Genomic DNA, 24,551 nt, shown 5'->3' with positions numbered 1-24,551 from the left:
GAAATGACGGTAACACGAGGGAATTTTTACATGAAGATTAATTACTGTCTTTTATATTGGTTTTTATAAAATAAACTATCCTTCAAGATGACAACTCAATATTTATGATACAGCTTCTTGTTTAATATAGTTCAGTTCGAAATCAATGTTTTTGCAGAGACCAATTTAATGCCACTTTTTTTGCGAACAGACTATAGATTGGATTTATTTGATGAGATGGAGTAGATAGTTTTAGGTTTTTCCAGACTGGTTATTAAATTTAACCGCTTTCCTTTATCTTTGCCGCTAATTTAATATTCCCTTTTTGTGATCAATGTAAATAATATCTCCGTTTCATTTGGCGGAACTACCCTTTTTAGCGACGTAACCTTTTCGATAAACGAGAACGATAAAATCGCCCTTATGGGTAAAAATGGTGCAGGCAAGTCGACCATACTCAAAATAATTGCTGATGTAGCTAAACCTACTTCCGGTAGTGTAACAGGTCCGAAAGAAGCTGTGATAGCGTATTTGCCACAACATTTGCTTACTCAAGATCAGGTTACTGTTTTTGAGGAAACCATGAAAGCCTTTGCAGAGGTAAACCAAATGCAAAAAGAGCTTGATGAACTGAACGAGCAGCTTACTATCCGTACCGATTACGAAAGTGATGATTATATGAAGCTTATCGAGCGCGTATCAGAACTGAGTGAGAAATTTTATTCGATTGAAGAAACCAATTATGATGCAGAAGTAGAGAAGGTATTAAAAGGATTGGGTTTTGAGCGTAAAGACTTTAGCCGTCAAACTTCTGAGTTTTCAGGTGGGTGGCGTATGCGCATTGAGTTAGCCAAAATTTTATTAAAGAAACCTGATCTGATTTTACTGGATGAGCCTACCAACCACATGGATATCGAAAGTATTCAATGGCTGGAAGATTTCCTGATCAATTCAGCAAAAGCGGTAATGGTAATCTCACACGACCGTACCTTTGTAGATAATATTACCAATCGCACCATTGAGGTAACCATGGGCAGGATATATGATTATAAAGCTAAATATACCCATTATCTTCAACTGCGTGCTGATCGCCGTATACACCAGTTAAAGGCTTATGAAGAACAACAGCGTTTTATTGCCGATAACCAGGAGTTTATTGATCGTTTTAGGGGAACTTATTCTAAAACCTTACAGGTGCAATCGCGCGTAAAAATGCTCGAGAAGCTCGAAGTAATCGAAATTGATGAAGTAGATACCTCGGCATTAAGATTGAAGTTTCCGCCATCGCCGCGTTCAGGTCAGTATCCGGTAATGGTAGAAGAACTTACCAAAACTTACGGCGATCATGTTGTTTTTGAAAAAGCATCTATGGTGATCGAACGGGGAGAAAAAGTAGCTTTCGTTGGTAAAAATGGCGAAGGTAAATCGACTATGATTAAAGCCATCATGGGGGAGATAGATTTTGAAGGCGGTTTAAAAGTAGGGCATAATGCTAAAATTGGCTATTTTGCGCAAAACCAGGCCGCTTTACTTGATGAGAACTTCACCGTATTTGAAACCATTGATCAAATTCCGTTAAGCGACGGCTCAATAAAAATCAAAGACCTTTTAGGTGCCTTTATGTTCAGTGGCGATGATACCACTAAAAAGGTTAAAGTACTTTCTGGTGGCGAGAAAACGCGTTTAGCTATGATTAAGCTGTTATTAGAGCCTGTAAATGTATTAATCCTGGATGAGCCAACCAACCATTTGGACATGAAAACCAAAGACATTATTAAAGATGCCTTGAAAGATTTTGATGGTACATTAATTTTGGTATCGCATGACAGGGATTTCTTAGATGGATTGGTACAAAAAGTATTCGAATTCGGCAATAAACGTGTTCGCGAACACTTTGAAGATATAAAAGGATTCTTAGCCTATAAAAAAATGAATAGCCTGAAGGAAATTGAGCAGAGTTAACACGCTTTAAATACTAAATTTTTCAAAGCAGTTCTGAAAAGAACTGCTTTTTTGTTAGGAGTAAATGAGTTAAACGAATAATTTACTTTACAGTATTGGCAATTCTATATTTTTTAATGCCATTCTTTTTGCAAAATCGATAACGCATCAGGCTGATAATTTAATATTTATAATAAATCTACTATATCCATAGATAATATAGATATATTTATATATTTGCAGTGTAAATGTTACACATAACGATATGAACCATCTTTACATTAACAATTCTACATTACCTAAAGTTAAATTAAACATCGTTTTAAGCTTTGCTGAAATTTGTTGTGAGATAGATTCAGATTGTTGTATGTGCCGGTAACAACTTAGCGCTCGCCATAAATATTATTTAATATATCCTTATTATCCCTTTTTATGAATATCCTTTTCAGAAAACTGGTAATCAGCTTTTTGGTTATTTTTCTGACATGCTTTTTTTGAACTTTAAGCAGGCAGATCCCATTGTTAAATCTTATCCGGTAGCTTATTCTGTTTTATCTTGCTGTTCATCTAAGCTTCCAAATCGGTATGGGATAAAATTTACAGCATCAAATCCATCCAAAGAAAATTTTCCCCGCATTCGGGAAAAGGCTATCGCTGGAATGATATGGATAAACGGCGGAAGCTATTTAATGGGCGGGGATGATAAGCAGGCGCAGGCCGATGAATATCCAAAGCACCGGGTAAGTGTTAAAGGTTTTTATATTGATGTGACCGAAGTAACCAATGCCCAGTTTAGAAAATTCGTCAATGCAACACATTATAAAACTACTGCTGAGCGAACTCCCGATTGGGAGGTGATCAAAAAACAGCTTCCCCCCAACACCCCTAAACCTGACCCTGGTTTACTCGCAAAAGCTTCGCTGGTTTTTAAACCGAGTGTTAATAAGATCGATTTAAATGACTATTCTCAATGGTGGGTATGGACCAAAAATGCGGATTGGAAACATCCTCATGGACCAGAGAGCGATATTAAAAATAAAGATAATTATCCTGTAGTTCACATCTCTTTCGAAGATGCATTAGCTTATTGTAAATGGGCCGGAAAGCGTTTACCAACCGAAGCGGAGTGGGAGTGGGCAGCGAGGGGTGGGCTCGAAAATAAAATCTATCCCTGGGGTAATGAAGCCCTCAACATAGGTAAAGCGAAGGCAAACACCTGGGAAGGAGAATTTCCTAATCAAAACGCGAAGAAAGATGGCTACTATTATGCTGCACCGGTAAAATCTTATCAGCCCAATAACTATGGGCTGTACGATATGGCAGGTAATGTATGGGAATGGTGTTCAGATTATTACGATAGCAGATATTATGCAAGTGCCAAAGTTTTCGATAACCCCAAAGGTCCGGCTAAATCTTTTGATCCTGATGATACTTTTGCCATAAAAAGATCGATCAGGGGCGGATCCTTTTTATGTAATGCCAGCTACTGCTCCGGATATCGGGTTGCACGGAGAATGAAAACATCAGAAGACAGTAGTCTGGAACACCTTGGCTTCAGATGTGTAAAAGATAAATAACCAGATTCTTAACTATAAACCAAAAACAAATGAAAATGAACTGCAGAAAATAAAAAAGGGAAAAATTTTCATTTCTCCCTCCAAACTAAATAAATCTTCGAACCAGGTTCTCAATTGGCGTTGGCCCTGATTCAAATGGTAACTTAATTCTAAACAAAATTATGCAAAATTTCTATGAAGTACGTGCCCGGCGCACGCTTACTTCAAAATTTCTTACACAATACTTTAGGAAGCTATTCTCTGTTTCCTTCATCGGAAGAAAAAAATAACCTTCAGCTTCCTGATTTTATCGTTGCTGCTTGTACTTTCAAAAACTGGACATGCGCAAACCACCCCGCTTATTAATTCAACCTTAACCGGAACGGTTAGGGATGCCAGAACAGGTGAAACTTTACCAGGCGTAAATGTGGGCATAAATGGTACTACCCATACGGCACTAACAGATAATAACGGTGTTTTCCGTTTCGTAACCGGACAAAAGTTTCCGTATACGCTTACCATTAGTTTTGTTGGCTATAAAACATTGCAGGTAGTAGCCAACGGCTCGCCCCTTGAAGTAAAACTTGATGAACAGGTAAATACACTGAACAATGTAGTGGTAGTAGGTTATGGAACGCAGAAAAAAGCGATTTTACAGGCGCTCTTTCTTCTGTTCCCACTGAACTGAAAGGCGTTCCGGTAGCCTCGCCAGACCGGCTTATCCAGGGTGCAATTTCTGGTGCCCAGGTTACCCAATCCAGCGGACAGCCTGGCGGTGGGGTTTCGATCCGGGTACGTGGCGGAACATCTATAAACGCAGGGAACGAACCCCTTTATGTAATTGATGGTTTCCCGGTTTACAATGGCGATGCATCAGTTGACGCAGGTATAACCAACGGACCGGCTATCAATCCGCTTTCTGCAATTAATCCAGCCGATATCGAATCGATAGATATACTTAAGGATGCTTCTGCAACTGCAATCTACGGCTCTCGCGGTGCAAATGGTGTAATTCTGATTACCACTAAAAGAGGAAGCAAAAATAGTTTTTCCATTAACTATAGCGGTTATTATGGTACACAAAAAGTGAGTAAGAAAATAGGTTTAGAATGCCAGGGAATGGGGGATGCTAAAAAACGACGCCCTTACCGATGCCGGTAAAGCACCCTTTTATACACAGGCGCAGTTAGACCAGCTTGGAGAAGGAACCGATTGGCAGGGTGAGGCTTTCAGAACAGCGCCCGTGCAGAATCACAGCCTTTCAATTTCGTCGGGTAATGAAAAAACACGTTTATTACTTTCTGGAAATTACTTCAAACAAGAAGGGGTAATTTTAAATACAGGTTTTGACCGGTATTCGGCAAAGCTAAATGTTGATCATGAAGTAAACGCTAAATTCAAATTGGGGGCGTATCTGAACGGAAGTGTAACCCATGCTGATGTTGCGCCAAGCGGCATTGTGGCCAATATTCTTTCTATGGTACCCGTTGTTCCGGTAAAAGATGCTAATGGAAATTTTACGGCCAACAGTAGTTTTGGGGCAACGGTTGCAAATCCGGTAGCCACATTAAGCTTGCAAACCAACGAAACAAAAACCACCAGGTTCTTGGCCAACAGTTTTGGAGAATACACCATTATCGATGGACTAACAGCCAGGGTTTCACTAGGCGCAGATATCATCAATAACAAACAGAACAGATATCTGCCATCTACACTTTACGAAAGTCTGCCGGGTGGAAATGCATCAATAGGCGTTTTATCTACATTAAACTGGCTAAATGAAAATACGATTAACTACAAAAAAACAGTTAATGGAAAACACAGCTTCGATATACTTTTAGGTAATACACAACAGAAATCGGTTACCGAAGTTTTTACCGCCGGTGCTTCAAATTTTGTTAGCGATGCATTTAAATACAATAATCTGGCTTCCGGAACTGTACTGGTAACTCCAACATCATTAAAAACAGAGTGGTCACTGCAATCTTTCCTTGCCCGTATCAATTATGCTTACGATAATAAATACCTTTTAACCTTAACGGCCCGCGCAGATGGATCATCAAGGTTCGGTATCAATAATAAATGGGGAACTTTCCCTTCGGCAGCAATTGCCTGGAATGCCTCAAATGAGGAGTTTCTTCAGGGTATAAAAGCCATCAATTCGTTGAAATTCCGTTTTAGTGCGGGTGTAACCGGTAACCAGGAGATCGATCCATACCGATCACTTTCGCGCTTGTCAAGTTATCAATATACTTTTGCCAATACCCTGGTTAATGGTTTGGCTATTGCCAGTTTTGCAAACCCTGATCTAACATGGGAAAAAACAGCCCAATATGACTTTGGTATCGACCTGGAACTGTTTTCGGGCAGAATCCAGTTAACAACTGATGTGTATTACAAAAGAACTTCAGATTTATTGCTTGAAGTTCCGGTGCCTTATTCTTCAAGTTTGACCAGCGCATTTCAAAATTTAGGTGTGGTAAGAAACAAAGGGGTAGAGTTAGGGCTGAAAACCATAAACTTCCAGGGCGATTTTAACTGGACAACCAACCTGATATTTTCTGCCAACAGAAATAAAATTATTACGCTTGGTGGCGCGCCTTATTTCTTTGTGACAGATCCGGCCAGTCCCACCACTTTACCAACGCAGATTATTAAAGTTGGCGAATCGGTTGGTGCATTTTACATGTACGAAACTGATGGTGTAAATCCTGCTACGGGTTTACAAAAGTACAAAGACCTAAATGGTGATGGTGCGATAACGCAAGATGCCGACCGTAAGATTGTGGGCAGTTCACAACCAAAATTTTTGGCAAGTATTACCAACACTTTTAGGTACAAAAATTTCGATCTGTCGGTTTTCTTTAATGCCTCTTATGGGAACAAAATCTTCAACTGGACGCGCGCCAACCTGGAGTTAGGAACTGGTTATACCGGTGCTGTAGCAACATTGCTCGACCGCTGGACACCAACCAACCGGAATACTGATGTGCACAAAGCCATAGAAAACCCGGCAGTAACTATTTCTGATCGTTTTGTGGAGGATGGCTCTTTCCTCAGACTGAAAAATGTCTCTATTGGTTATAGCATTCCGGGCCGCTTACTCTCCAAATTTAAATTAAGTGCAATAAGGGTGTATGTTTCAGGTTCGAACCTTTACACGTGGACGAAGTATACAGGTTACGATCCGGAGGTAAGTACAAATGGGCAGAACTCGATAAGCACGGGGATGGATAGGGCAGCTTATCCGAATGCAAAATCAATTCAGGGTGGCATTAGCCTTACACTTTAATTTTTTCAAAATCTAATTTTTATTACGATGAAAATAAAATATTTTCTGTTGGCAATTGCTGTTGCCAGTCTTTCAGCCTGCGTAAAACTGGATGAAAACCCAAAATCATTCATCTCGCCAGAGCAATTTTACAAAACAGCTGGAGATGCCATTTCTGCTGTTAATGCCATATATTATCCAATGGTTGACAATAGTACAGGCGCACAGCCGATATATAACCGGTTGTTTTATACAGGATTGGATTTCCTCACGGATGATCTGGATGCTGGTCCTGGCTCTCCAAATGCAGAAGTAAGGGCACTTGCCAAGCTAACCCATGCTTCTACAAATTTGCGTATTCAACAAATCTGGACGGAACATTACGAGGGCATTAATAAAGCGAATATTGCCCTGGAAAGAATCCCCGCCATAGAAATGGATGGCAAACTTAAAAACCGCTTACTTGGTGAGGCTAAATTTTTGAGGGCCTTTTATTATTTCAATTTAGTCAGGCTTTATGGCGATGTTCCATTGCTGTTAAAAGACCAGACACAGTTGAGCATTGCTGAACTGCAGGTGCCACGAACACCGAAAGAACAGGTTTATCTGCAGATTATCAATGATCTGGAAACCGCTGCCTCTTTGTTCAAAGCGGGCTCAAGTGGCGAAGCAGGTCGCGCTACCGAGGGTGCAGCGGTTGCTTTGTTATCCAAAGTGTATTTAACCAGAAGAGATTGGGCCAATGCGGTAAAATATGCTGAAGCTGTAATTACAGGTACTTATGGATATGCATTATTTGATGATTATGCGCAGGTTTTTCTCCCAGCCTATAAAAATGGAAAAGAGCACATCTTTTCCGCACAGATAAAAGGAAGTACGATCAGTACCGGTCACTTAATTACCTCAAGTGATATCCGCTCCGGTGTTCCCGGATTAAAAGGATCCTATGGAAATCAGTTGGCTTTTTATACCGTTGGAAGCGATAATTTTTTCAGCTTGTACAAACTTTATTCAAGTAAGGATAAAAGAAAGCGTGTATCATTTGTTACCTATTATACCAGTCCGACAGACGGCAAAAAGTATGCAACGATCAATGCGCCTGGCGATTCTGTTCCTTTTATCAATAAAAACTGGGATCCTAATTATGCCAGCACCGGAAACTCTGATGCCAATATGAACATCTTGCGTTTTGCGGAAGTGATTTTGATAGACGCTGAAGCTGAAAATGAACTCAACGGGCCAACAGGCAAAGCTTATACTTCAATCAACAAAATCAGGAAAAGGGCCGGTTTGGCCGATTTAACAACAGGATTAACCAAAGATCAGTTCAGGGATTCTGTTTATCTGGATCGCCGCCTGGAACTGGTAGGAGAGTGCCACAGGTATTTCGACCTGATCCGCCAGACGGGAACCGAAGTTACAGGAGTTGGTCCTGAAGGGAAAGGGATTTTACTTAAGAACCTGAAACTCGTTGGAAAAACGAATGTAGCAGCGCGACATTATTTATACGCCATCCCACAAGGTGAAATTGATAGAAACCCAAAACTTACCCAAAACCCAGGCTGGTAAGAAACAAATTTTTAGAAAACCATAAACTTTAAATGATACGTATTATGAAAAGGATACATTATAAGATTGCGGGAGCAGCTATTTTAATATCATCGATATTTCAAGCAGCATCTGCACAAACATCAAAACCATTAACATCCGATCAGGGTTTTAAAGGCAAAATTGGCAGAACAGCAGCCGAATCTCAGGAATATTTTCCCGAAAAGAAAAAAGCGCCAGCGGGTGCGCCAAATGTAATTGTATTTTTAATTGATGATGCCGGTTATGGTACATCGAGTGCTTTTGGAGGTTTAATGCAAACGCCGGTGTTGGATAGTTTGGCCAATAATGGGTTACGTTATACCAATTTCCACTCTACAGGGGTTTGTTCTCCAACACGTGCTGCACTGCTCACTGGCCGTAACCACCATTCGGTACATATGGGGACCTTAAATTACAGCTCGAGTGGTTTCCCTGGTTATGACGCAATTATGCCAGCCGATAAGGGAACAATTGCCGAAGTACTGCACGAAAATAACTATAGCACTTTCGCTATAGGTAAATATCATGTTGCGCCGATTAATGAAATTACAGCAATTGGCCCGTATGATAGATGGGCTGTTGGTCGGGGATTCGATCACTTTTATGGATTTCAACTGGGGCATACCGATCAGTATCATCCAAATCTTTACGAAGACACTAAAGTTGTTGATCCTGAACCTAATGGGAAACACCTGACCACTTTACTTGCTGATAAAGCAATCAACTATATTTCAAATCAAAAATCCATTGCAAATGATAAACCTTTCTTCCTCTATTTTGCAACCGGTGCTATTCATTCTCCGCATCAGGTAGATAAAAAATGGAGCGATTTGTATAAAGGCAAATTTGATAAAGGTTGGGATTGGTATAGAGAAGAAGTTTTTGCCCGTCAGAAAAAACTGGGTGTAATACCCGCCAATGCTGTACTGCCCGATCGCGATCCTACGGTTAAAGCCTGGAATAGCTTATCGCCAGAGCAAAAGAAAGTATATGCCCGTTTTATGGAAATTTATGCAGGTTTCTTAACGCATGCGGATTACGAGTTTGGCCGCATTGTTAACTATGTAAAAGAAATCGGACAGGCAGATAACACGGTGATACTGGTAAGTATTGGTGATAACGGATCAAGTCACAGCCCGGAGCATGGTAGCTTAAACGGTTATATCAGCTCACTGGATGAAGATAAACAAGTTGCAGCGTTATATAAAAATATTGATAAATTAGGTACAGAACATTCTTTTGAAGATGCACCTTCAGGCTGGACGCAGGCAACCAATACACCGTTCAGGTTATGGAAAGCAGACCCGAACAGTGAGGGAGGTACACATCAGCCGCTTATTGTGTATTATCCAAATGGTCAGCTTAAAAAAGGTGATATCCGAGGTCAATACGGGCATGTAATTGATATTGCACCAACCATATATGAGTTAACGGGGGCAAAGGTTCCTGAAGTTATTAAAGGAAGTATACAGAAACCGATTGAAGGGACGAGTTTGGTTTATTCGTTTAAAGATGCTAATGCAGAAAACAGACACAAAATTCAATACTATGAGTTATTTGGAAAGCGGGCTATTGTGAAAGACGGCTGGAAAGCTTCTGTTTTTCATAAATCCGGGAGTGATTTTAATAAAGATGTATGGGAACTTTATAACCTGAATGAAGATTTTAACGAACGGATTAACTTAGCCGCAAAATACCCTGAAAAAGTAAAAGACTTACAGGCACTTTTTGAGCAGGAGGCCATTAAGTATAATGTATTTCCATTAAATGACAATGCCCTCGGCCACAGCGTCGGCGGGCGGGCCCGCAGCCCGTTTGGTCTTGATAAAAAGGTGGTGCTTTACCCAGGTATTGAGCAGTTTTTAACCCTTAGCGGACCACAGTTCCAGAACGATGCATTTTCTATTACTGCAGATGTTGATATCAAATCGGCAGGAGCGCAAGGGGTTTTATTTGCTACCGGTTCTGAATTTGAAGGCTTAAGTTTATTTATCAAAGATGGAAAATTTGTAGTGGCACATAACACAGGCAGCATCGTAAAGTATCTGGAATCGAATGTTCCGGTTTCGCTGGGCAGATCAAAACTGAAGTTCGAATTTAATTTCACTGCGCCGGCTCACGAAAGTAAAGATAAAAATGCACCTGCAGGTACTGAGGCTATTTATATCAATGATAAAAAAGTAGGCGAGCGTAATGTTGTTGCTGCAGAAGGTAGAATTGCAATATATAAAGATGGGATAGATGTAGGTGCAGACAGAAATTCGACTGTAACCGATCGTTACAAAGCACCCTTTAACTTTACCGGAAAGTTAAACAACATCACTATTGAATATAAATAAGACGATAAACAACGGGGCTGTCTCAAAATAACAGATTCAGCGCTGGCAAAAGAATTAAATTTGGCGATGTCGTCATGCTCAGCTTGACTGGGCATCTTAATGCTTTGATAGGTACTTAGTTGCCGTTCTCTCGTATTAAGATTCCCGTTTTCACGGGAATGACGACCTTTCAAAATATTATTCTGTCTAAAATCTCCAAAATCATTTCTGAGACAGCCCCTTTTTGTTTTATAACAATTTCTCAAATCGAAAAAAAATGAAAATAATACTCAGAATTTTTATGCTCGCTGTTTTGGCAAAAAACACATGGGCTCAGGATAAAGCCGGTAATCCTGTTTTTAATGGAAATAAATTGTTTGCTGATGTGAAGCAATATGTTGATTTTGGGATTCATAGAACTGCGACAGATGGCGACAACAAAACATCAGCATGGCTAAAAAATAAACTGGATAAATTAGGGTATAAAACCGAATACCTTTATTTTCCGGTGAAGCAGTATTTCTTGGAAAGTTCTTCAATAAAAGTAAGAGATAAAGTATTAAATGTGTTTCCGCTTTGGCCTGTTGCCCAGGCCAATGTTTCTTTAAATGCTGTTTTAGTTGATGCAGATAAGAACAAACAGTCTGTTTCGGGAAAAATTGCCATCATCAGATTGAAAAAAGAAGACCGTCAATACATTGACCGTTTAGAAAAAATCGATCGGTTTAATTATTTGATTGCCCGGCATGCCAGCGCTATAATTTTGATTGTGGATAATGATGCAGGCCAAATAGCAGCTTTAAATACCCAACCAGGTGCATCATGGAAAATCCCTGTGGTTCAGATTGCGCCAAAAGATAGCGCGCAGTTAATCAGCGGTACCACAGCCTCCCTTCAGATTAAAGGCAGTTTAAAAGACGTACAGGCACGTAATGTAATTGCCAAAATTGGATCTGGCAAAAAAGAAATAATTGTTTCTACTCCAATTAGCGGCTGGTTTACCTGTGGTGGAGAACGTGGACCTGGAATTGCAATTTTTAATGCCATTGCCGAATGGGTAAGCATTACCAAACCACCGTATACCTTTGTTTTTATCGCAAATTCATCACACGAACTGGAAGATCATAGGGGAACCCATGTATTTATTGATGAAAGGGCACCAAAGCCAGAAAATGTTAGGCTGTGGGTGCATTTAGGTGCAAGTTTTGCCATAAATGCTTATCAAAAAACAACAGACGGAATAAAAAAACTTGATGCTGCTGATCCTAAAAGAAGAGTTTATTATAGCTCAAATATGGAGAATACAATCCATAAAACCTTTGATAACAGATCGATTACTCAGCTGAAGGATGTTGCATTAGGAGAGCTTAGTGTAGCCAAAAAATACGGGTACGCTTCTTATTTCGGTTTTGTTGGCCCCGATTTTAATCCTTATTTTCACACAACAGTTGATGACCAGACCGCTACATCGCCAAAAATATTAGAAGAAACTGCTTTACTGATCAGGAATGCAATTGAATTAGAATTGGCGAATCACTTGTAATGAAATTAAATCGGGTTGCGTGATACGGTTAAATTAGCTTAGTGCATTAAAGTTGAAAAAAAGATCGATTAACACGCTCTATAATTTTACACTTAAGCACTTGCAAGACTGGATAATATGTCATGCAGAACTTGTTTTACAAGTAGACGTGGTTCGCATCTTTTATTGAAGAAAAGCCCTGAAATAAATTACCTTCGGCGAGCTCGCTAAGGCCCGGTTCAGGATGACGACCGCTAAATACAAATTGATTGAGGGAAAAGAAGCATTTAAGGATCTTTTCCCTTTTGATTTACTATTTTTATAAGCTAATGAACAAGCGCAGCAATTTCTTCCCCGGTTCCCACCTGGATAATGTCTGTTTGGGTCGCCCCAAAATGATCAATAGTCAAATTTGGTGCTTTGCTCATAACCAGCGTATGGCGATTGGTATTGCCTTTGAGTTTTAATGTGCTTTTGTCGAGAATTTCCGTATACAAGCCCTCGCTACTGGTATCAATATCGGCAAAGGCATTCCCTTTAAGAATGATCTGGAGAAATTTCGTAGTAAGTTTTGCTTCTGTTTTCACTACAGCATTTTCATCGGCCTCAATGCGGTAGATATCGTTTACATAAATAATAAGTTTACACTTTTCTGTATCGGGGCTGGTAATGCGCAGGGTCTCTCCCTGTTGCGTAACTTTCGCACTACCCGTGTTATCATCTGCATAAGATACTCCAACAGTTGGCCGCTGAACCAACATCACTTCTACATTGCCCTTTATCACAATCCTTCTAAAATTTTGAATTTTATAAAGTAATGTCGTGCTTTTTTCTGCAGCCTTTACATTTGGAAGGGTAACCATTAAGGTTATTACGGCAAATACCATAGTGATTAGCGTTTTAATTGAGGTTTTCATGTTGTGTTTATTAAATATTAAATTTTTTATGTTAGGGTGGTCTGCTAATATGAATCAGCTTACACCAATATTATTCAATTGCATGGTTAACCAAGCTAGTGCCAAAATGTAAATGTGACTTTAATCGCTCTGTAAGCGATATTTTTTGCTCATGGCTTGTCGGGACCTGTTCATTTCCGAACAGTTGATGTGCGACAGCGAACAGTTTTTTATAGCGTTAATAAAGAACTCCGGTTAAAAGCGAGATTAGTTGCTTCGTGCCTTATAATGACGCTTAAGTAACAACTGATATTTAGTGTTATTTTTTTGACCATATAAGACGTTTGAGGACCATACAAGTTTACATGTTCTTGTATGGTGTGAAAGCTTAAAGGATTATTTTATGGATCAGATGTTTTTAGGTGTCTAAGGCGGTTAATTAAACTGCGTAGTCTTTAATTTTTACGACCACCTCAGACATCTTAGCTCAATGAGTTTTGCAGCATATAAAATCTTAAACCTAATACGTTAGAAAGCGCATATAGGACATCATTCCTATTTTTTTCCAGGCCACAGACCTGATGGTTACTTATAATGACGACCATTTTATTGGATTCTCTCATTGATAACCTGTCGAAGGACTAAATTAAATAGGCCTTGGCAGGGCGTTTCGATACTTCGTCAAGCCCAGTATAGGCTAAGCTCAAAGTGACAATACGAATCGAATTTAACTTTTGATACAGCTTCATTATGCTTAAAAAGCTTCGAGCTTCAGAATCTGTGCCTTGTAAGCAGCAGGCAGAATCAGGTTTCTTAAAGGTTTGTTCAACTTGAGTTTCCTGCTTATTTTGTATAAAGTAATCACTTGTTTAATAGTTTTTCCTTCCCCCAGTTTAAGTAATTCATTCACTTTAAGCGGAACGATGAGTGCTTGTATTTTTCGCATTAACGAATATCTCAGAAAACCCAGGTGTTTTTTGTACTGATCAAAAAGATCATGAGAAAAGCGGCTATAAATTAAATTTTCCTGTAACTGTTGTTCATGCATCATTTTCCAGTCCGCAAAATTAGTAGGAAGTCCGTTTATTTCCATGCGGTGCCCAACTCGATAGAAAGTGGTAAATATTTCCTCTTTTTCTTTTAAAGTGAGTTTTCTTTCCAGCACTTCGAAAGCGCGGATGGAATAGCTAATCAGCATAAATAATACATCCCGATAGGCCCAATCTGGAATTTTAGCACCTCTTCCAGCTTCAACATGCCGATGAATTATCGTAATCTGATCTATCGCTGCATGGGCTTCAGTTAAAGTAGAAAATACGATTTTCTGCGCATAACCAACCGTAGAAAACAGTCTTCCCAATGGATTTTTAGGCAGTTTACCGGTAAAATATAACCAATCAACAGATTTATTCAGGCTAAACTCTGCTGCGGCACCGGCAAAAATAAAAAGAATAACATCCGTATTGCCCCATATTTTCCTTACGATGGAATGTTTATCTACAAAGTCCATAATGCGCTTATAATATTTCAATTTTTTTGATGTTGATTCGGCATAGTATCAACGGGATAATTCCGAGAATGCCAAAAGAACAATCGATCATTTGCCAAAATACCGGGATGTGACGGATATTTCCCGCAATTATAGCCAATGGTATAATCGCAATACAACAGATCATACCAAAGTCGATCACCCATTTGTTTTTTACAGGGTCTTTTAATGGACCGATAAAAAGCACGGCCAACATGAGATGGGCAAAAGCCAGCCAATCGGTGCCATAACTTAAAAACGGATAATACAGATTGGTTGTTTTAATGGCCTGATAAATTGTTCTAAGCCAGTTTTTAAGGCTAATTGGGCATGTTTCAATGTGTTTAACCAAATAAGCTATTTCGGTTTCTAACGGAAAAGCCGTTAATCCGCTTATCGCCAATCCAGCAATAATTGTACAGATATATATTTTGACGTGTAACCTTAGTTTTTGTTCTTCCGCATTCATCGCTTGCCAGTTAAATAATGTTGATTTGCCAGTAATTGCATCACTTGATGGTGAAGGTCTTTACGATTGTTCGCATTTACGTTTATCAGATAAAAAAGCTTTGATCCTGTTGCTCCAGTCCATCTCCAAAATAGCTGATCAATACTCTTAACCGTGCCATTGTCGAACCACCAGGCAGCATAAATCAGATCAGTTCCTTTGCTGAGGATGGCGGTGTAAATTTCAGTATTGGCTACTTTTTCTTTTTTAATATTATTAAAATCATAACCACTTCCTGTCCAACATAGTTTAGGGTCGTGCCCGGGAACATAAAATGCCGCAGGCTTGATATAGATCAGGGCTTCGCTATTTTCGAATTTGGATATTCCTGTTTCCAATTGTTTCTTCTTAAAGCCGGATAATTGAATTTGATTGTTAATAGGCGTCAATTGATCGGCTTTTATAATATTTCGGGCAATAAAAATAAGCAAAGCCAATAAGGTGATATGTAATAACTGAAACCTGATATTATAACTTACTGAGCTGCTTTGATTAGAAAGCTGCTTGACCGTCGAAAAACGTTTGATTATAGCTTTCGATATAAATATTAACGGCAAAATAACATAAATAGACAAGCAGATTAGCCCGATCGCATCATGAGAAATGGTACCAGGCATACTTTTGAAAAATACCAATAACAAGATCCTGAAAAAATTGCTGCAGATGTTTAATCCGATAGTTAGGAAAAACAATCCGCCAACCAGTATAAATCGTAACTGCTTATCTGTCTGTTTTTGGTAATATACCAATAAGAATAAACAGATGATGAGCGAAATAACGAGCATATTTAAGCCTGCGCAGGCCGGATCTACTGCAAAACTATGTTTTTCGAGTTCGATAATGTTCCCAACGGCAGTAGCTTGCATGCCTATTGCATTAAGAAGCGCTGTTACTTTGGTGGTAAGCCATAAGCGGATGGGGAAATCGACAGTGGAAATAAGATATTTAAATACCGGAGAAAGGAGAAAAAGTAAAAACAAAAAAGCTTCGCTTAACTTGCCCAGGCTATTTTCTATAAATAATAATGTCGCAAATAACAACGCAATAAAAAAGAAGGTCTTCACCGGTATACAAATAGCAAAAACAATTGTTATAACAGCAGGAATTAAGTACCTTAAAGAGAATTGACCGCTTTTAAAGTTGCAGATAAATGGAGAAAGCAGGAGTCCTGTATATAAATTTATACCCCAGTTTAAAAAGCCAGGTAGAAACCATAATAGTATAATAAAATACACGAAACTTATTCCCACAAACACAAAGGGAAAGACTGGTTTTTTGAGATTGATAGCTAACATACTATAGCCTTTTTATCTTTCCTTTTAAAAAAATATAGCTAATAAAGCTCAAGCAAAGGGCAAAAAGTGCCCACTCGTGTGGCTCTGGCACGGCACCTGATGATTTCATTGAAGCATTTTTTAAACTGTTTTTGTTCTCCTCAATATTAAAACGATCATAATCTTTTTGTGTTTCGAGTACGATTAAGCTCGATACGGGTGATACAATGAAAGCTTGCTCTGCCTCTGCAACTAAATCAGGTTTGATGTAATTTTTCGAGAAAAATCCGGGCCTACTTTTTTCATAATATCATTATAGGCAAATAAGCGTAACAAATGATTAGGGGCATTTTGAGTCTGTACATTATCTGCTTTTTTATCATTAAAGCTGCATCTTCAATTACAACAGTTTGCTCATTTTCTTGATTCTGTATAAATATATGATTGGCCATTAATTTATCCAGAGCTTCCATACTTCCAGACGAATAGTTAAATACCCTAAGTTCTTTTAATGCTTTCAGATATGGGCTTTCTAATAATCCCAGGTTAAAAAATGGATCTGTTTTGGCACTTTTAAATAATTTACAAGTTCCTTGCTAAAATGGCTATCCCCCAGGTCGTTTAGGTTAGGGGTTTGTACACCTCCCTTCGATACGAGTAATGTTTTTTCGGGAGCGCTTATTTCCTGGATTGGAAACAAGCTAAAAGTGTAGCCAGAAAGCTTGTTAAACAGCTCTTCGCGGTTTTGCGGTGTAAGTTTAATCATCGCACGATCGAAAACATAGACAGGTTTTTCTTGCGCCATCATGCAAACCGAATCGAATTCTGCTTTACTCCAGCTACGGTTAATGTCCAGATATATGCAATCTGGACTAAATGAGTTATATTTTTTATTGTAATTGGCGAGTTGATAACTGCTGCCAGCAAAAGAGAATGCTGCTGTTGATAATGGAGGTGCCAAACATGAAATACTTGCATTCAATTGCTGTTTTTCTTCAGATAAATAAACATTCCGATCGATTTCTTTAAAAGATTTGGGTAGTTTTAATCCCGTTATTTTGCCTGAACAGGTGAGTTGGGTAGTTTCTAAAGCATTGCTGGCAACCGGACCCTCAAAAAATATTGGTTGATAGATCAGCTGCTTTCCTTCTTTCCGCAGCGGGCTGGTTACACCAATCTTAAACTTGCGATTTTCTTTAGGCGTGCAAGGAAATATCCGTACTGTGATGGTATTGCCCTCTTGCCAATGAATTACAGAAGGATCACGTTGTTCTACACCTACAATGGTATTATAAGCAGAATCTGCTTTAGCTTTTGTAGTCAACCTCGATTTTTCTTCTTTTCCCGCTATCCATAACGATAATGAAGAAACAACCGAACCCTCTGAAAGATTAAAAGTGTAAATAGCTTCCTGACTGCTCCAGGAGGACTTAGCATTGTTTTTAATCATTACTGTTTTTTCGGTATAAGCCATTCGATAGGCCGGAAATAATCTAATGTTATTGATTGTACTTATGGTTTCGAGGTGGTCACCTGCCCATAAACGCTCTTGCGCCTGATGCCTTGCCCGATGTAATGATTTTAAAATATTGATTCTTTCTTTTTCATCAAGGTTAGGTTTTTTAAACAATAGTGTAGCAATCACCACTAATGGATCATGTTGTTGTTTCTCGTCAAATGATCTGTTAGGCATCCCTACCAAAAAAAGATGGTCTATATCCGCTTCGTGATACACGAATCCTGTTTTCAATAAACGTTCGGTAACAAAAGTTGGTTCAAGTTGCTGGGCCACTTCAACCCATGCAGGCAATTTCGAATCATTCAGACTATTTCTATTGATTATCGAGTTTATTTTTTCACTGGTTTGTTGCCATTTTAATGAGAAAAAGGTTAGTACGATAAGGGGTAATAGGCAACCAGCTGCCGTTGGATACCACAATTTTCTATCGATGCGTATGGCCTTTGTGATAAGGGCAATGGTAATGATGGTTAAAAATAATGGAACATAAGTATGAATTGAAATGCCTAAGGCCACTAAACCAATCAAACTGATGAAATAGAGCGGAAATAGAAATATTGAATAATAAATAAAAAGCATCAGGGCTAATCCAACAAAAAAGAAGAGAACATACCTGAATTTTTGTAAAAGGACCAATTTAAAGTTCGAGGCAAGGATTAGCGTAACAACCGACAGGATAATCCATATTGAGCACCATGTTACTGAGCTATCAAATACATTCATTTCGCGGTTTAAACTAAATGCGCTAATGAATAATAGAATGAGTAATAAAACCGTATGGTGTAATTTTCCTTGCCCCCAATGCCATTTATAATTCGAAAAAAGATGTACAATTAAACATATTTGATAAACTGCAGAAAGGGCATAGTTAACAAAAAATACACCTGTACTATTTTCCTGTTCGATATTGATGGTTAATCCAAAAGTGATTGCAGAAATGGCTACCATAATTAATCCGCCAAAGTATAGGGAATCCTGTGAGCGTAATTTATTCAATTGATTCATGTTTTTGGTTTTTAAAGTGCTTTGTATTTCAAAGTTAATATGAATAAAAAAAACAGCTTTTTTGCTGTTTTGTAAAGTGCTTTGTATTTCAAAGTAAGTACTAAAAATTGAACATTCCAAAAAAAGTTGAAGATTTTTGATATGATGAACTTTTTATCTTCTTGTATTGAGATTGGAAATAGAAGATAGGTTGCACTTAAAGATGATGGTGCAGGTTGACATTTGGAGCGAGTTTATATTTGGATAAACTACAAAGCAAAAGCGCCAGCATCGCGCTGGCGCTTTTGTTATCATTAACTAAACTAAATAAACGCACTGCTACTAGCAGTTCCTTCATTTGTTAAACAAATATCCTTCTGATTGACAATTAAAACGAAGGCGGTTGATAAATACGGAAAATGTCCTGCTGGGTAGGTTTTGGCGGAATTTAATTTTGTTTGTATTTTTAATGATACTTTTTAATGAAATTTTGTTCTTTTTTTTGTGATATGCATAAGAGTTAATAGGAGAGTATTCATATATTTGGGTATTCATTATAAAACTAAGCCTAAAAGAAATAAATAGACTAACCACTATAATGGAATTATACACCCCTGACCAAACAGATAGAGATATTTTAACACTATTACAAAAAGATGCAAGGCTGACCTATAAAGAACTTGCCGCTATACTACATCTTTCAAAATCTCCGATTCAGGAACGCGTAAAACGCCTGGAACGTTTAGGATTCATTTCTTCTGTTGTGGCATTAATTGATCCCAATAAATTCGATAACTGTATGATCTGCTATCTGCAGGTTCAGCTTACCAATCATTCTGTTAATACCTTTATGGTATTTCAGCAGGAGGTAAATAAACTGGATGAAGTACTGGAATGTTACCACACTACAGGTGGCTTCGATTTTATGCTCAAGGTTGTTGCCAGAAATATGATCGCTTATAATGATTTTCTAACCAATAAATTGGGGCGTTTAGATAATATAGGTACCCTGAATAGTTCACTAGTAATTACACAGGCCAAACGCGAAACTGCTCTGCCTGTATAGGGCTTAAAATAAGTATTTAATTGATGATCCCGAACCAATCAACCTAATGTAAACTTGATTGAAAACTGTGTTTCGTTAGGTTGTATTGTTTTTAGCGAGAAATCAAAGCCATGGTTTAAAAGAATTTCGCGCACTAAGGTCAGTCCAATTCCCTGTCCATCTTTTTTAGTGCTGAAGAATGGGCTGAACAGCTGTTCGGTATCTTGTTGAGAGATTCCCTTTCCGGTATCTGATATCGTGAGCATTTGTTTAGACTGATCTAGTGTTAATGTAATTTTTCCTGTATTTTCGATGGCTTCAATTGCATTTTTAACAATATTGATCAGTGCCTGTTCCATTTGTTCAACATCGGCCGAGATAAAATAGCTTTCATGGGTGCCTTCGAAATCAATTTTGATATTTTTTTCGTTTGCCTGAAAATACATAAGTTGGGTAACCGATTTTATCAGCTCAACCAGGTTTATTCTTTTTCTGTTTGCCGCTGGTAGTTTAACCAGATCCGCAAAGTTGCGCATAAAAATATTTAGGTTCTGATTCCTGTCTGCAGCAATCTTTAATGCATTTTTTAAGGAATAGTCCTGTTCGTTTAGCCACAGGTTTTGTTGTGATAGCGCGGTATTGATGATCGAATTTACTGGTCCAACGGTATTGTTTACTTCGTGTGCCATCATTCGGATCACTTTACTGTACACACCTTTCTCTGCCGCAAAAATTTCGGCGGTTACTTCTTCCATCATGATAAAAATACGCTCAAAACCCCGGTCAATAAATCTTGATTTCTGGATCTTATAGGTATGCAGCCCGTTAACGCGTACTACTTTAGAACTGCCTGTTTTTATTTCATGTATTTGTTTTTCAAGCAGATACTGGTTGTCGGTTAAAATTTCAGTCGCTTTTGGGTTAATCTGTTTAACCTGCTTATCGTAATCTAATATAATAATGCCGGTAGGAGAGGTCTGAATCAGTTTTTCGAGAAAAAAGTGCTGTTCCTGTTGTTTGGTCCGTTCAGTTCTAAGTTCATCGATCATCCGGTTGTAAACATCTACCAGTTCATCTACTTCTTTTTTGCCGGTAGATAGAAATTTAACATTAAAATCTTTATCCTTTATTGCCGAAACACCCTGCCTCAAAGAGGTAAGGGGCGCAATCAACTGTTTGTATAAACTCAGCGAAATCAATATCGAAATGATAATAAGTAGCTCAGCAAGCAAGAAAATAAGCTTATTTTCTTTAAAAATGAAGTAGCTCATCACCAGACAAATAAGGTGGAGCAGCACTAAAAAGAGGATATATTTAGTCTTCAGTTTCATTAAAAGGGATTTGATATTTTTCCAACCGGCGGTAAAGTGCATTTCGGGTAATGCCCAAAGATGCAGCGGCTTTTGTAATCCTGTTTTTATGGAAACTCATGGCTTGTTTAACCATCTCAGCTTCCATCTGGTCTAAAGTCATTGTGCCAACGCCAGGCAATTTTATTTTTTCGTTCCTTAAAGGAGATAAATTCAGTTGAGATTGAAATTCATCTATTCCCAATTCATTTTTATGGCTGATCAATATTGTTCGCTCTACCAGGTTTTTTAACTGCCTGATATTTCCTGGCAAGGCCAGTTGTTGCAACCAGCGCATTGCCGCTGAGGAGACGGACAAATCAGGACGGTTATAAATCTCTTTCATGTTGTTAATGAAGAAATTTACAAGTAATGGAATATCTGATGGACGTTCTCTTAAAGCAGGCAGATGAATGGTGATTAAATTGATCCGGTACAATAAATCTTCTCTGAACAGGCCCGAAGCCACCATTTCGTTCAGGTTTTTATTGGTGGCGCAAACTACCCTGGTATCAACTATTTTAGTGCGGCTGCTACCCAAAACCTCGTAAGTTCTGTCTTGCAGTACCCTTAATAGTTTTACCTGACTCGAAGCTTCAAGATCGCCAATTTCATCCAGAAATATAGTGCCCTTGTTTGCCATTTCAAAACGGCCGGTTCTGTCAAAACGGGCATCGGTAAACGCACCCCGGACATGGCCAAACATTTCACTCTCAAATAAAGAGGAAGAAATGCCGCCCAGGTTTACTTTTACAAATGGCTTGTTCATGCGGTTGCTGTTTTCGTGGATGGCTTCTGCAATCAGCTCTTTTCCCGTTCCACTTTCACCTGTAATCAAAATTGAGGCATTGGTAGATGCTACACGTCCAATGGTTTCGAGAATGGCCAGCAAACCCGGATCTTCCCCAATAATCTGCTTAAAATTATACTTTTTATCGAGCTCTTTTCGGCTTCTTGATAGTGTTTTTTTGCCGTTTAACTGTAGTAACGTTTCTACCGACTGTAGTACATAGTCATTATTCCATGGTTTATTGATAAAATCGTTTGCGCCCAGTTTCATTCCCTGTACCGCAAGTTCGATGCTCGCCCAGCCCGTAATCAATATTATAGGTAAAGCAGCATCGAAATTCCTGATTTTTTTGAGCAGATCCATACCTTCTTTGCCCGAAGTACCAATAGAAAAGTTCAGATCTAAAATAATAAGTTCAGGCTTTTGGGTTTTTACCACCTCAAAAGCCTGAACAGGACTATCTGTACTCACAATTTCATTTCCTGTGTTTTTTAAAAGAAGCGAAAGCGAAGTACGTACAGCTATATCGTCATCAACAATTAATATCATATACGAAGTTAAGATAAGTTATTCTTCGTGCAATGCAATAGCAGGGTGGATGCTGGCCGCCTGTTTACCGGGATATAACGAACAGAACAAAACCAGTAAATAAATGAATGCCACCGATAAAAGCATCGCAATGATGTAAACACCTGCGGGAACATTAAAAACACTGAGTAATGGAAATTGGATTGCAAAGAAACAACCAACCAGTAACGACATGGTAGCCAATATGATCGCTTCCATCACCAATTGATAAGAAACAGTTCGGCCGCTTGCACCGATAGCCCGGCGCAAGCCGATTTCTCCCTTCCTTTTATTGATGTTGTACCACAATACCCCAAATAAACCCAATGCAACATTAATAATCAGAAAACTGGCAATAATGATAAAAATAACCATTGGGATAATGGTTTGCTTATTTCTCTTATCGCGCATTTCATCCAGGTGTTGTATTTCCACCGCATTTTTTACTGTATTTGCCATAAACTTATACAGCTGGCTTTCAAAGGTAGCATCTGTACCCTCGCGCACTTTTATTAAAATATTGTGGGTGTATTTATGAAAAGAAGTATCAATTGGGTTAAAAATAGCGCTGCCAGCAGGCAAGAAATCACCACTTGCTTTAATGTCTTGCATCACTCCAATTACCTTTAACTTCTCTTTTTCATCGTAATTACCAATTAATTTCCCAGTTGCTTGTGCATTACCAAAAAGCTGTTTCTTAAGTGTTTCATTGATAACGATATTTTTATTATTGCTAACTGCATCTTCTGGTAAAAACCATCTGCCTTCCAATAATGGTACATTCCATACTTTTTTGTAATCAATACCAACGGTATAATTAGCTATATAATTAAACTTTTTTCCATTTTGTGTTAAACCCGTACTCGAAAAAGAATCTGAATATGGGTAGTTAGCGCCAGAGTATGCAATTCCTTCTATCTGAGGCATTGATTTTAAAGCTTTTTGAAGGTTATCGTAGAAAATTTTTAGCGAATCATTATTTTTGGTTAGAGCTCCATTATCGTAAGTAATACACCAAACTCTTTTATAATCAAATCCTAATGGTTTGCTATAATTCTGGTAATAGTAAGTGAGGAATGAAAAAACCGCAAATATAACCAGAAAAGAAACTAGTATTTCGGAAAGAAACAGGAAATTCTGTCTCCGTTTATTCCATATCAATTTAAATAAATGTTTAAACATAATAATATATTTTAATGGTTTACTGTGCTTTAAGGGCTTTTACAACATTTAATTTAGACATTCTCCATGCGGGGTAAACACCCGAAAATAAACCAAAAAATATGCAGGCGATTAAGCTGTAAAACAATACGGTAAAATTCATGCTGAGGCGCATGTTCGAGATAAGATTTGCACCATTGATCAAATGAATAACGATTACTGATAAAATAATCCCGATCACGCCACCTAAAAAAGTAAGAACTAGATTTTCTACAATAAACTGGTATACTAAGGTTTTAGAAGATGCACCGAATGCTTTGCGTACCCCAATTTCAGAGGAACGTTCCATAATTCTTGTAATATTGATATTGACTAAGTTTATGGTGGGCAGCAATAAAAACAACAGTGTAAAAAGACTAATGATCGAAACCACTTTTGTTAAGCCATTCGAAGTTCCATCACCTGCGATTCTTCTGGTTATATTGGCAAAAAACGGATCGGCGTTACAATATATTTTGTCGAAATCTTTTGGTAATGGTAATTTTTTAACCATCTGATCAAATTCCTTTTTCATTTTAGGCACATCAGCCTCACTTTTTGCCAGCAATATGGCATTGTATCCCCCCATTAAATCAATGTTTTTATAATCTTTTGAAATCGTATAGGGCAGGTACATATCACCACTAAAATTATAAAGCGTTTTCGATACATTTTCTACCACTCCAATTACCCTGTAGTTAATGTTATCGGCTG

Annotated in this window: 18 protein-coding genes; 9 read left to right on the top strand and 9 right to left on the bottom strand. The window is 38.4% G+C overall.

Annotated elements, in window-relative coordinates:
* Positions 1-306: 306 nt before the first annotated feature.
* The 8 genes from abc-f to ACQ86H_RS17265 all read left to right on the top strand — a co-directional run bounded on the left by abc-f (position 307) and on the right by ACQ86H_RS17265 (position 12,198).
* Positions 307-1,941, top strand: a complete 1,635-nt coding sequence (gene abc-f / locus ACQ86H_RS17300; RefSeq protein WP_138823552.1) for a ribosomal protection-like ABC-F family protein — start codon at positions 307-309, stop codon at positions 1,939-1,941.
* A 638-nt stretch (positions 1,942-2,579) separates the two neighbouring features.
* Positions 2,580-3,497: a formylglycine-generating enzyme family protein gene (locus tag ACQ86H_RS17295; protein ID WP_431291886.1), complete on the top strand. Its 918-nt coding sequence runs from the start codon at positions 2,580-2,582 to the stop codon at positions 3,495-3,497.
* Between the two features lie 292 nt (positions 3,498-3,789).
* Positions 3,790-4,164 (top strand): carboxypeptidase-like regulatory domain-containing protein, encoded by a 375-nt coding sequence (locus tag ACQ86H_RS17290; protein WP_431291885.1) that lies wholly within the window; start codon positions 3,790-3,792, stop codon positions 4,162-4,164.
* Positions 4,161-4,637 carry a TonB-dependent receptor plug domain-containing protein gene (locus tag ACQ86H_RS17285; protein ID WP_431295424.1) on the top strand — a complete coding sequence of 159 codons (477 nt, stop codon included), beginning with the start codon at positions 4,161-4,163 and terminating at the stop codon, positions 4,635-4,637. The genes ACQ86H_RS17290 and ACQ86H_RS17285 overlap by 4 nt, the downstream gene beginning before the upstream one ends.
* On the top strand, positions 4,603-6,768 hold the full coding sequence (locus ACQ86H_RS17280) for a SusC/RagA family TonB-linked outer membrane protein (protein WP_431291884.1): 2,166 nt from the start codon (positions 4,603-4,605) through the stop codon (positions 6,766-6,768). Before ACQ86H_RS17285 ends, ACQ86H_RS17280 begins: the two co-directional genes overlap by 35 nt.
* A 27-nt stretch (positions 6,769-6,795) precedes the next feature.
* A complete protein-coding gene (locus ACQ86H_RS17275; protein ID WP_431291883.1) occupies positions 6,796-8,316 on the top strand; it encodes a RagB/SusD family nutrient uptake outer membrane protein in 1,521 nt (506 codons plus the stop codon).
* Between the two features lie 44 nt (positions 8,317-8,360).
* Complete coding sequence (locus ACQ86H_RS17270) at positions 8,361-10,676, top strand: arylsulfatase (RefSeq protein ID WP_431291882.1); 2,316 nt, start codon at positions 8,361-8,363, stop codon at positions 10,674-10,676.
* Positions 10,677-10,932: 256 nt separating this feature from the next.
* The gene (locus tag ACQ86H_RS17265; protein WP_431291881.1) at positions 10,933-12,198 is read left to right on the top strand and encodes a PA domain-containing protein; all 1,266 of its coding nucleotides are present in this window, start codon (positions 10,933-10,935) and stop codon (positions 12,196-12,198) included.
* A 305-nt stretch (positions 12,199-12,503) separates the two neighbouring features.
* On the opposite strand, the gene ACQ86H_RS17260 is transcribed toward ACQ86H_RS17265, so the two are convergent.
* The 5 genes from ACQ86H_RS17260 to ACQ86H_RS17240 all read right to left on the bottom strand — a co-directional run bounded on the left by ACQ86H_RS17260 (position 12,504) and on the right by ACQ86H_RS17240 (position 18,907).
* Entirely contained in the window at positions 12,504-13,094 is a 591-nt protein-coding gene (locus ACQ86H_RS17260) for a GIN domain-containing protein (RefSeq protein WP_431291880.1), read from the bottom strand.
* A gap of 733 nt (positions 13,095-13,827) precedes the next feature.
* Entirely contained in the window at positions 13,828-14,604 is a 777-nt protein-coding gene (locus ACQ86H_RS17255; RefSeq protein ID WP_431291879.1) for an oxygenase MpaB family protein, read from the bottom strand.
* A complete protein-coding gene (locus tag ACQ86H_RS17250) occupies positions 14,591-15,070 on the bottom strand; it encodes a hypothetical protein (RefSeq protein ID WP_431291878.1) in 480 nt (159 codons plus the stop codon). Before ACQ86H_RS17250 ends, ACQ86H_RS17255 begins: the two co-directional genes overlap by 14 nt.
* Entirely contained in the window at positions 15,067-16,404 is a 1,338-nt protein-coding gene (gene xrtN, locus ACQ86H_RS17245; RefSeq protein ID WP_431291877.1) for an exosortase N, read from the bottom strand. The genes ACQ86H_RS17250 and xrtN overlap by 4 nt, the downstream gene beginning before the upstream one ends.
* A gap of 511 nt (positions 16,405-16,915) precedes the next feature.
* Positions 16,916-18,907, bottom strand: a complete 1,992-nt coding sequence (locus tag ACQ86H_RS17240; RefSeq protein ID WP_431291876.1) for an XrtN system VIT domain-containing protein — start codon at positions 18,905-18,907, stop codon at positions 16,916-16,918.
* Positions 18,908-19,484: 577 nt separating this feature from the next.
* Here ACQ86H_RS17240 and ACQ86H_RS17235 point away from each other — a divergent pair.
* Positions 19,485-19,952 carry an Lrp/AsnC family transcriptional regulator gene (locus ACQ86H_RS17235; protein ID WP_431291875.1) on the top strand — a complete coding sequence of 156 codons (468 nt, stop codon included), beginning with the start codon at positions 19,485-19,487 and terminating at the stop codon, positions 19,950-19,952.
* Between the two features lie 38 nt (positions 19,953-19,990).
* On the opposite strand, the gene ACQ86H_RS17230 is transcribed toward ACQ86H_RS17235, so the two are convergent.
* From ACQ86H_RS17230 to ACQ86H_RS17215, 4 genes are read right to left on the bottom strand one after another with little or no spacing between them, the layout of a single operon-like run.
* Complete coding sequence (locus ACQ86H_RS17230) at positions 19,991-21,262, bottom strand: sensor histidine kinase (protein WP_431291874.1); 1,272 nt, start codon at positions 21,260-21,262, stop codon at positions 19,991-19,993.
* The gene (locus ACQ86H_RS17225) at positions 21,246-22,619 is read right to left on the bottom strand and encodes a sigma-54-dependent transcriptional regulator (protein ID WP_431291873.1); all 1,374 of its coding nucleotides are present in this window, start codon (positions 22,617-22,619) and stop codon (positions 21,246-21,248) included. Before ACQ86H_RS17225 ends, ACQ86H_RS17230 begins: the two co-directional genes overlap by 17 nt.
* A gap of 18 nt (positions 22,620-22,637) precedes the next feature.
* Complete coding sequence (locus ACQ86H_RS17220; protein WP_431291872.1) at positions 22,638-23,819, bottom strand: ABC transporter permease; 1,182 nt, start codon at positions 23,817-23,819, stop codon at positions 22,638-22,640.
* Between the two features lie 19 nt (positions 23,820-23,838).
* Positions 23,839-24,519 carry an ABC transporter permease gene (locus tag ACQ86H_RS17215; RefSeq protein ID WP_431291871.1) on the bottom strand — a complete coding sequence of 227 codons (681 nt, stop codon included), beginning with the start codon at positions 24,517-24,519 and terminating at the stop codon, positions 23,839-23,841.
* Positions 24,520-24,551: the final 32 nt, after the last annotated feature.

It is taken from the genome of Pedobacter sp. P26 (assembly GCF_050632135.1).
Lineage (GTDB): Bacteria > Bacteroidota > Bacteroidia > Sphingobacteriales > Sphingobacteriaceae > Pedobacter.
The sequence above is the reverse complement of the archived record's forward strand: the minus strand, read 5'-3'. Positions and strand labels throughout refer to the sequence as shown.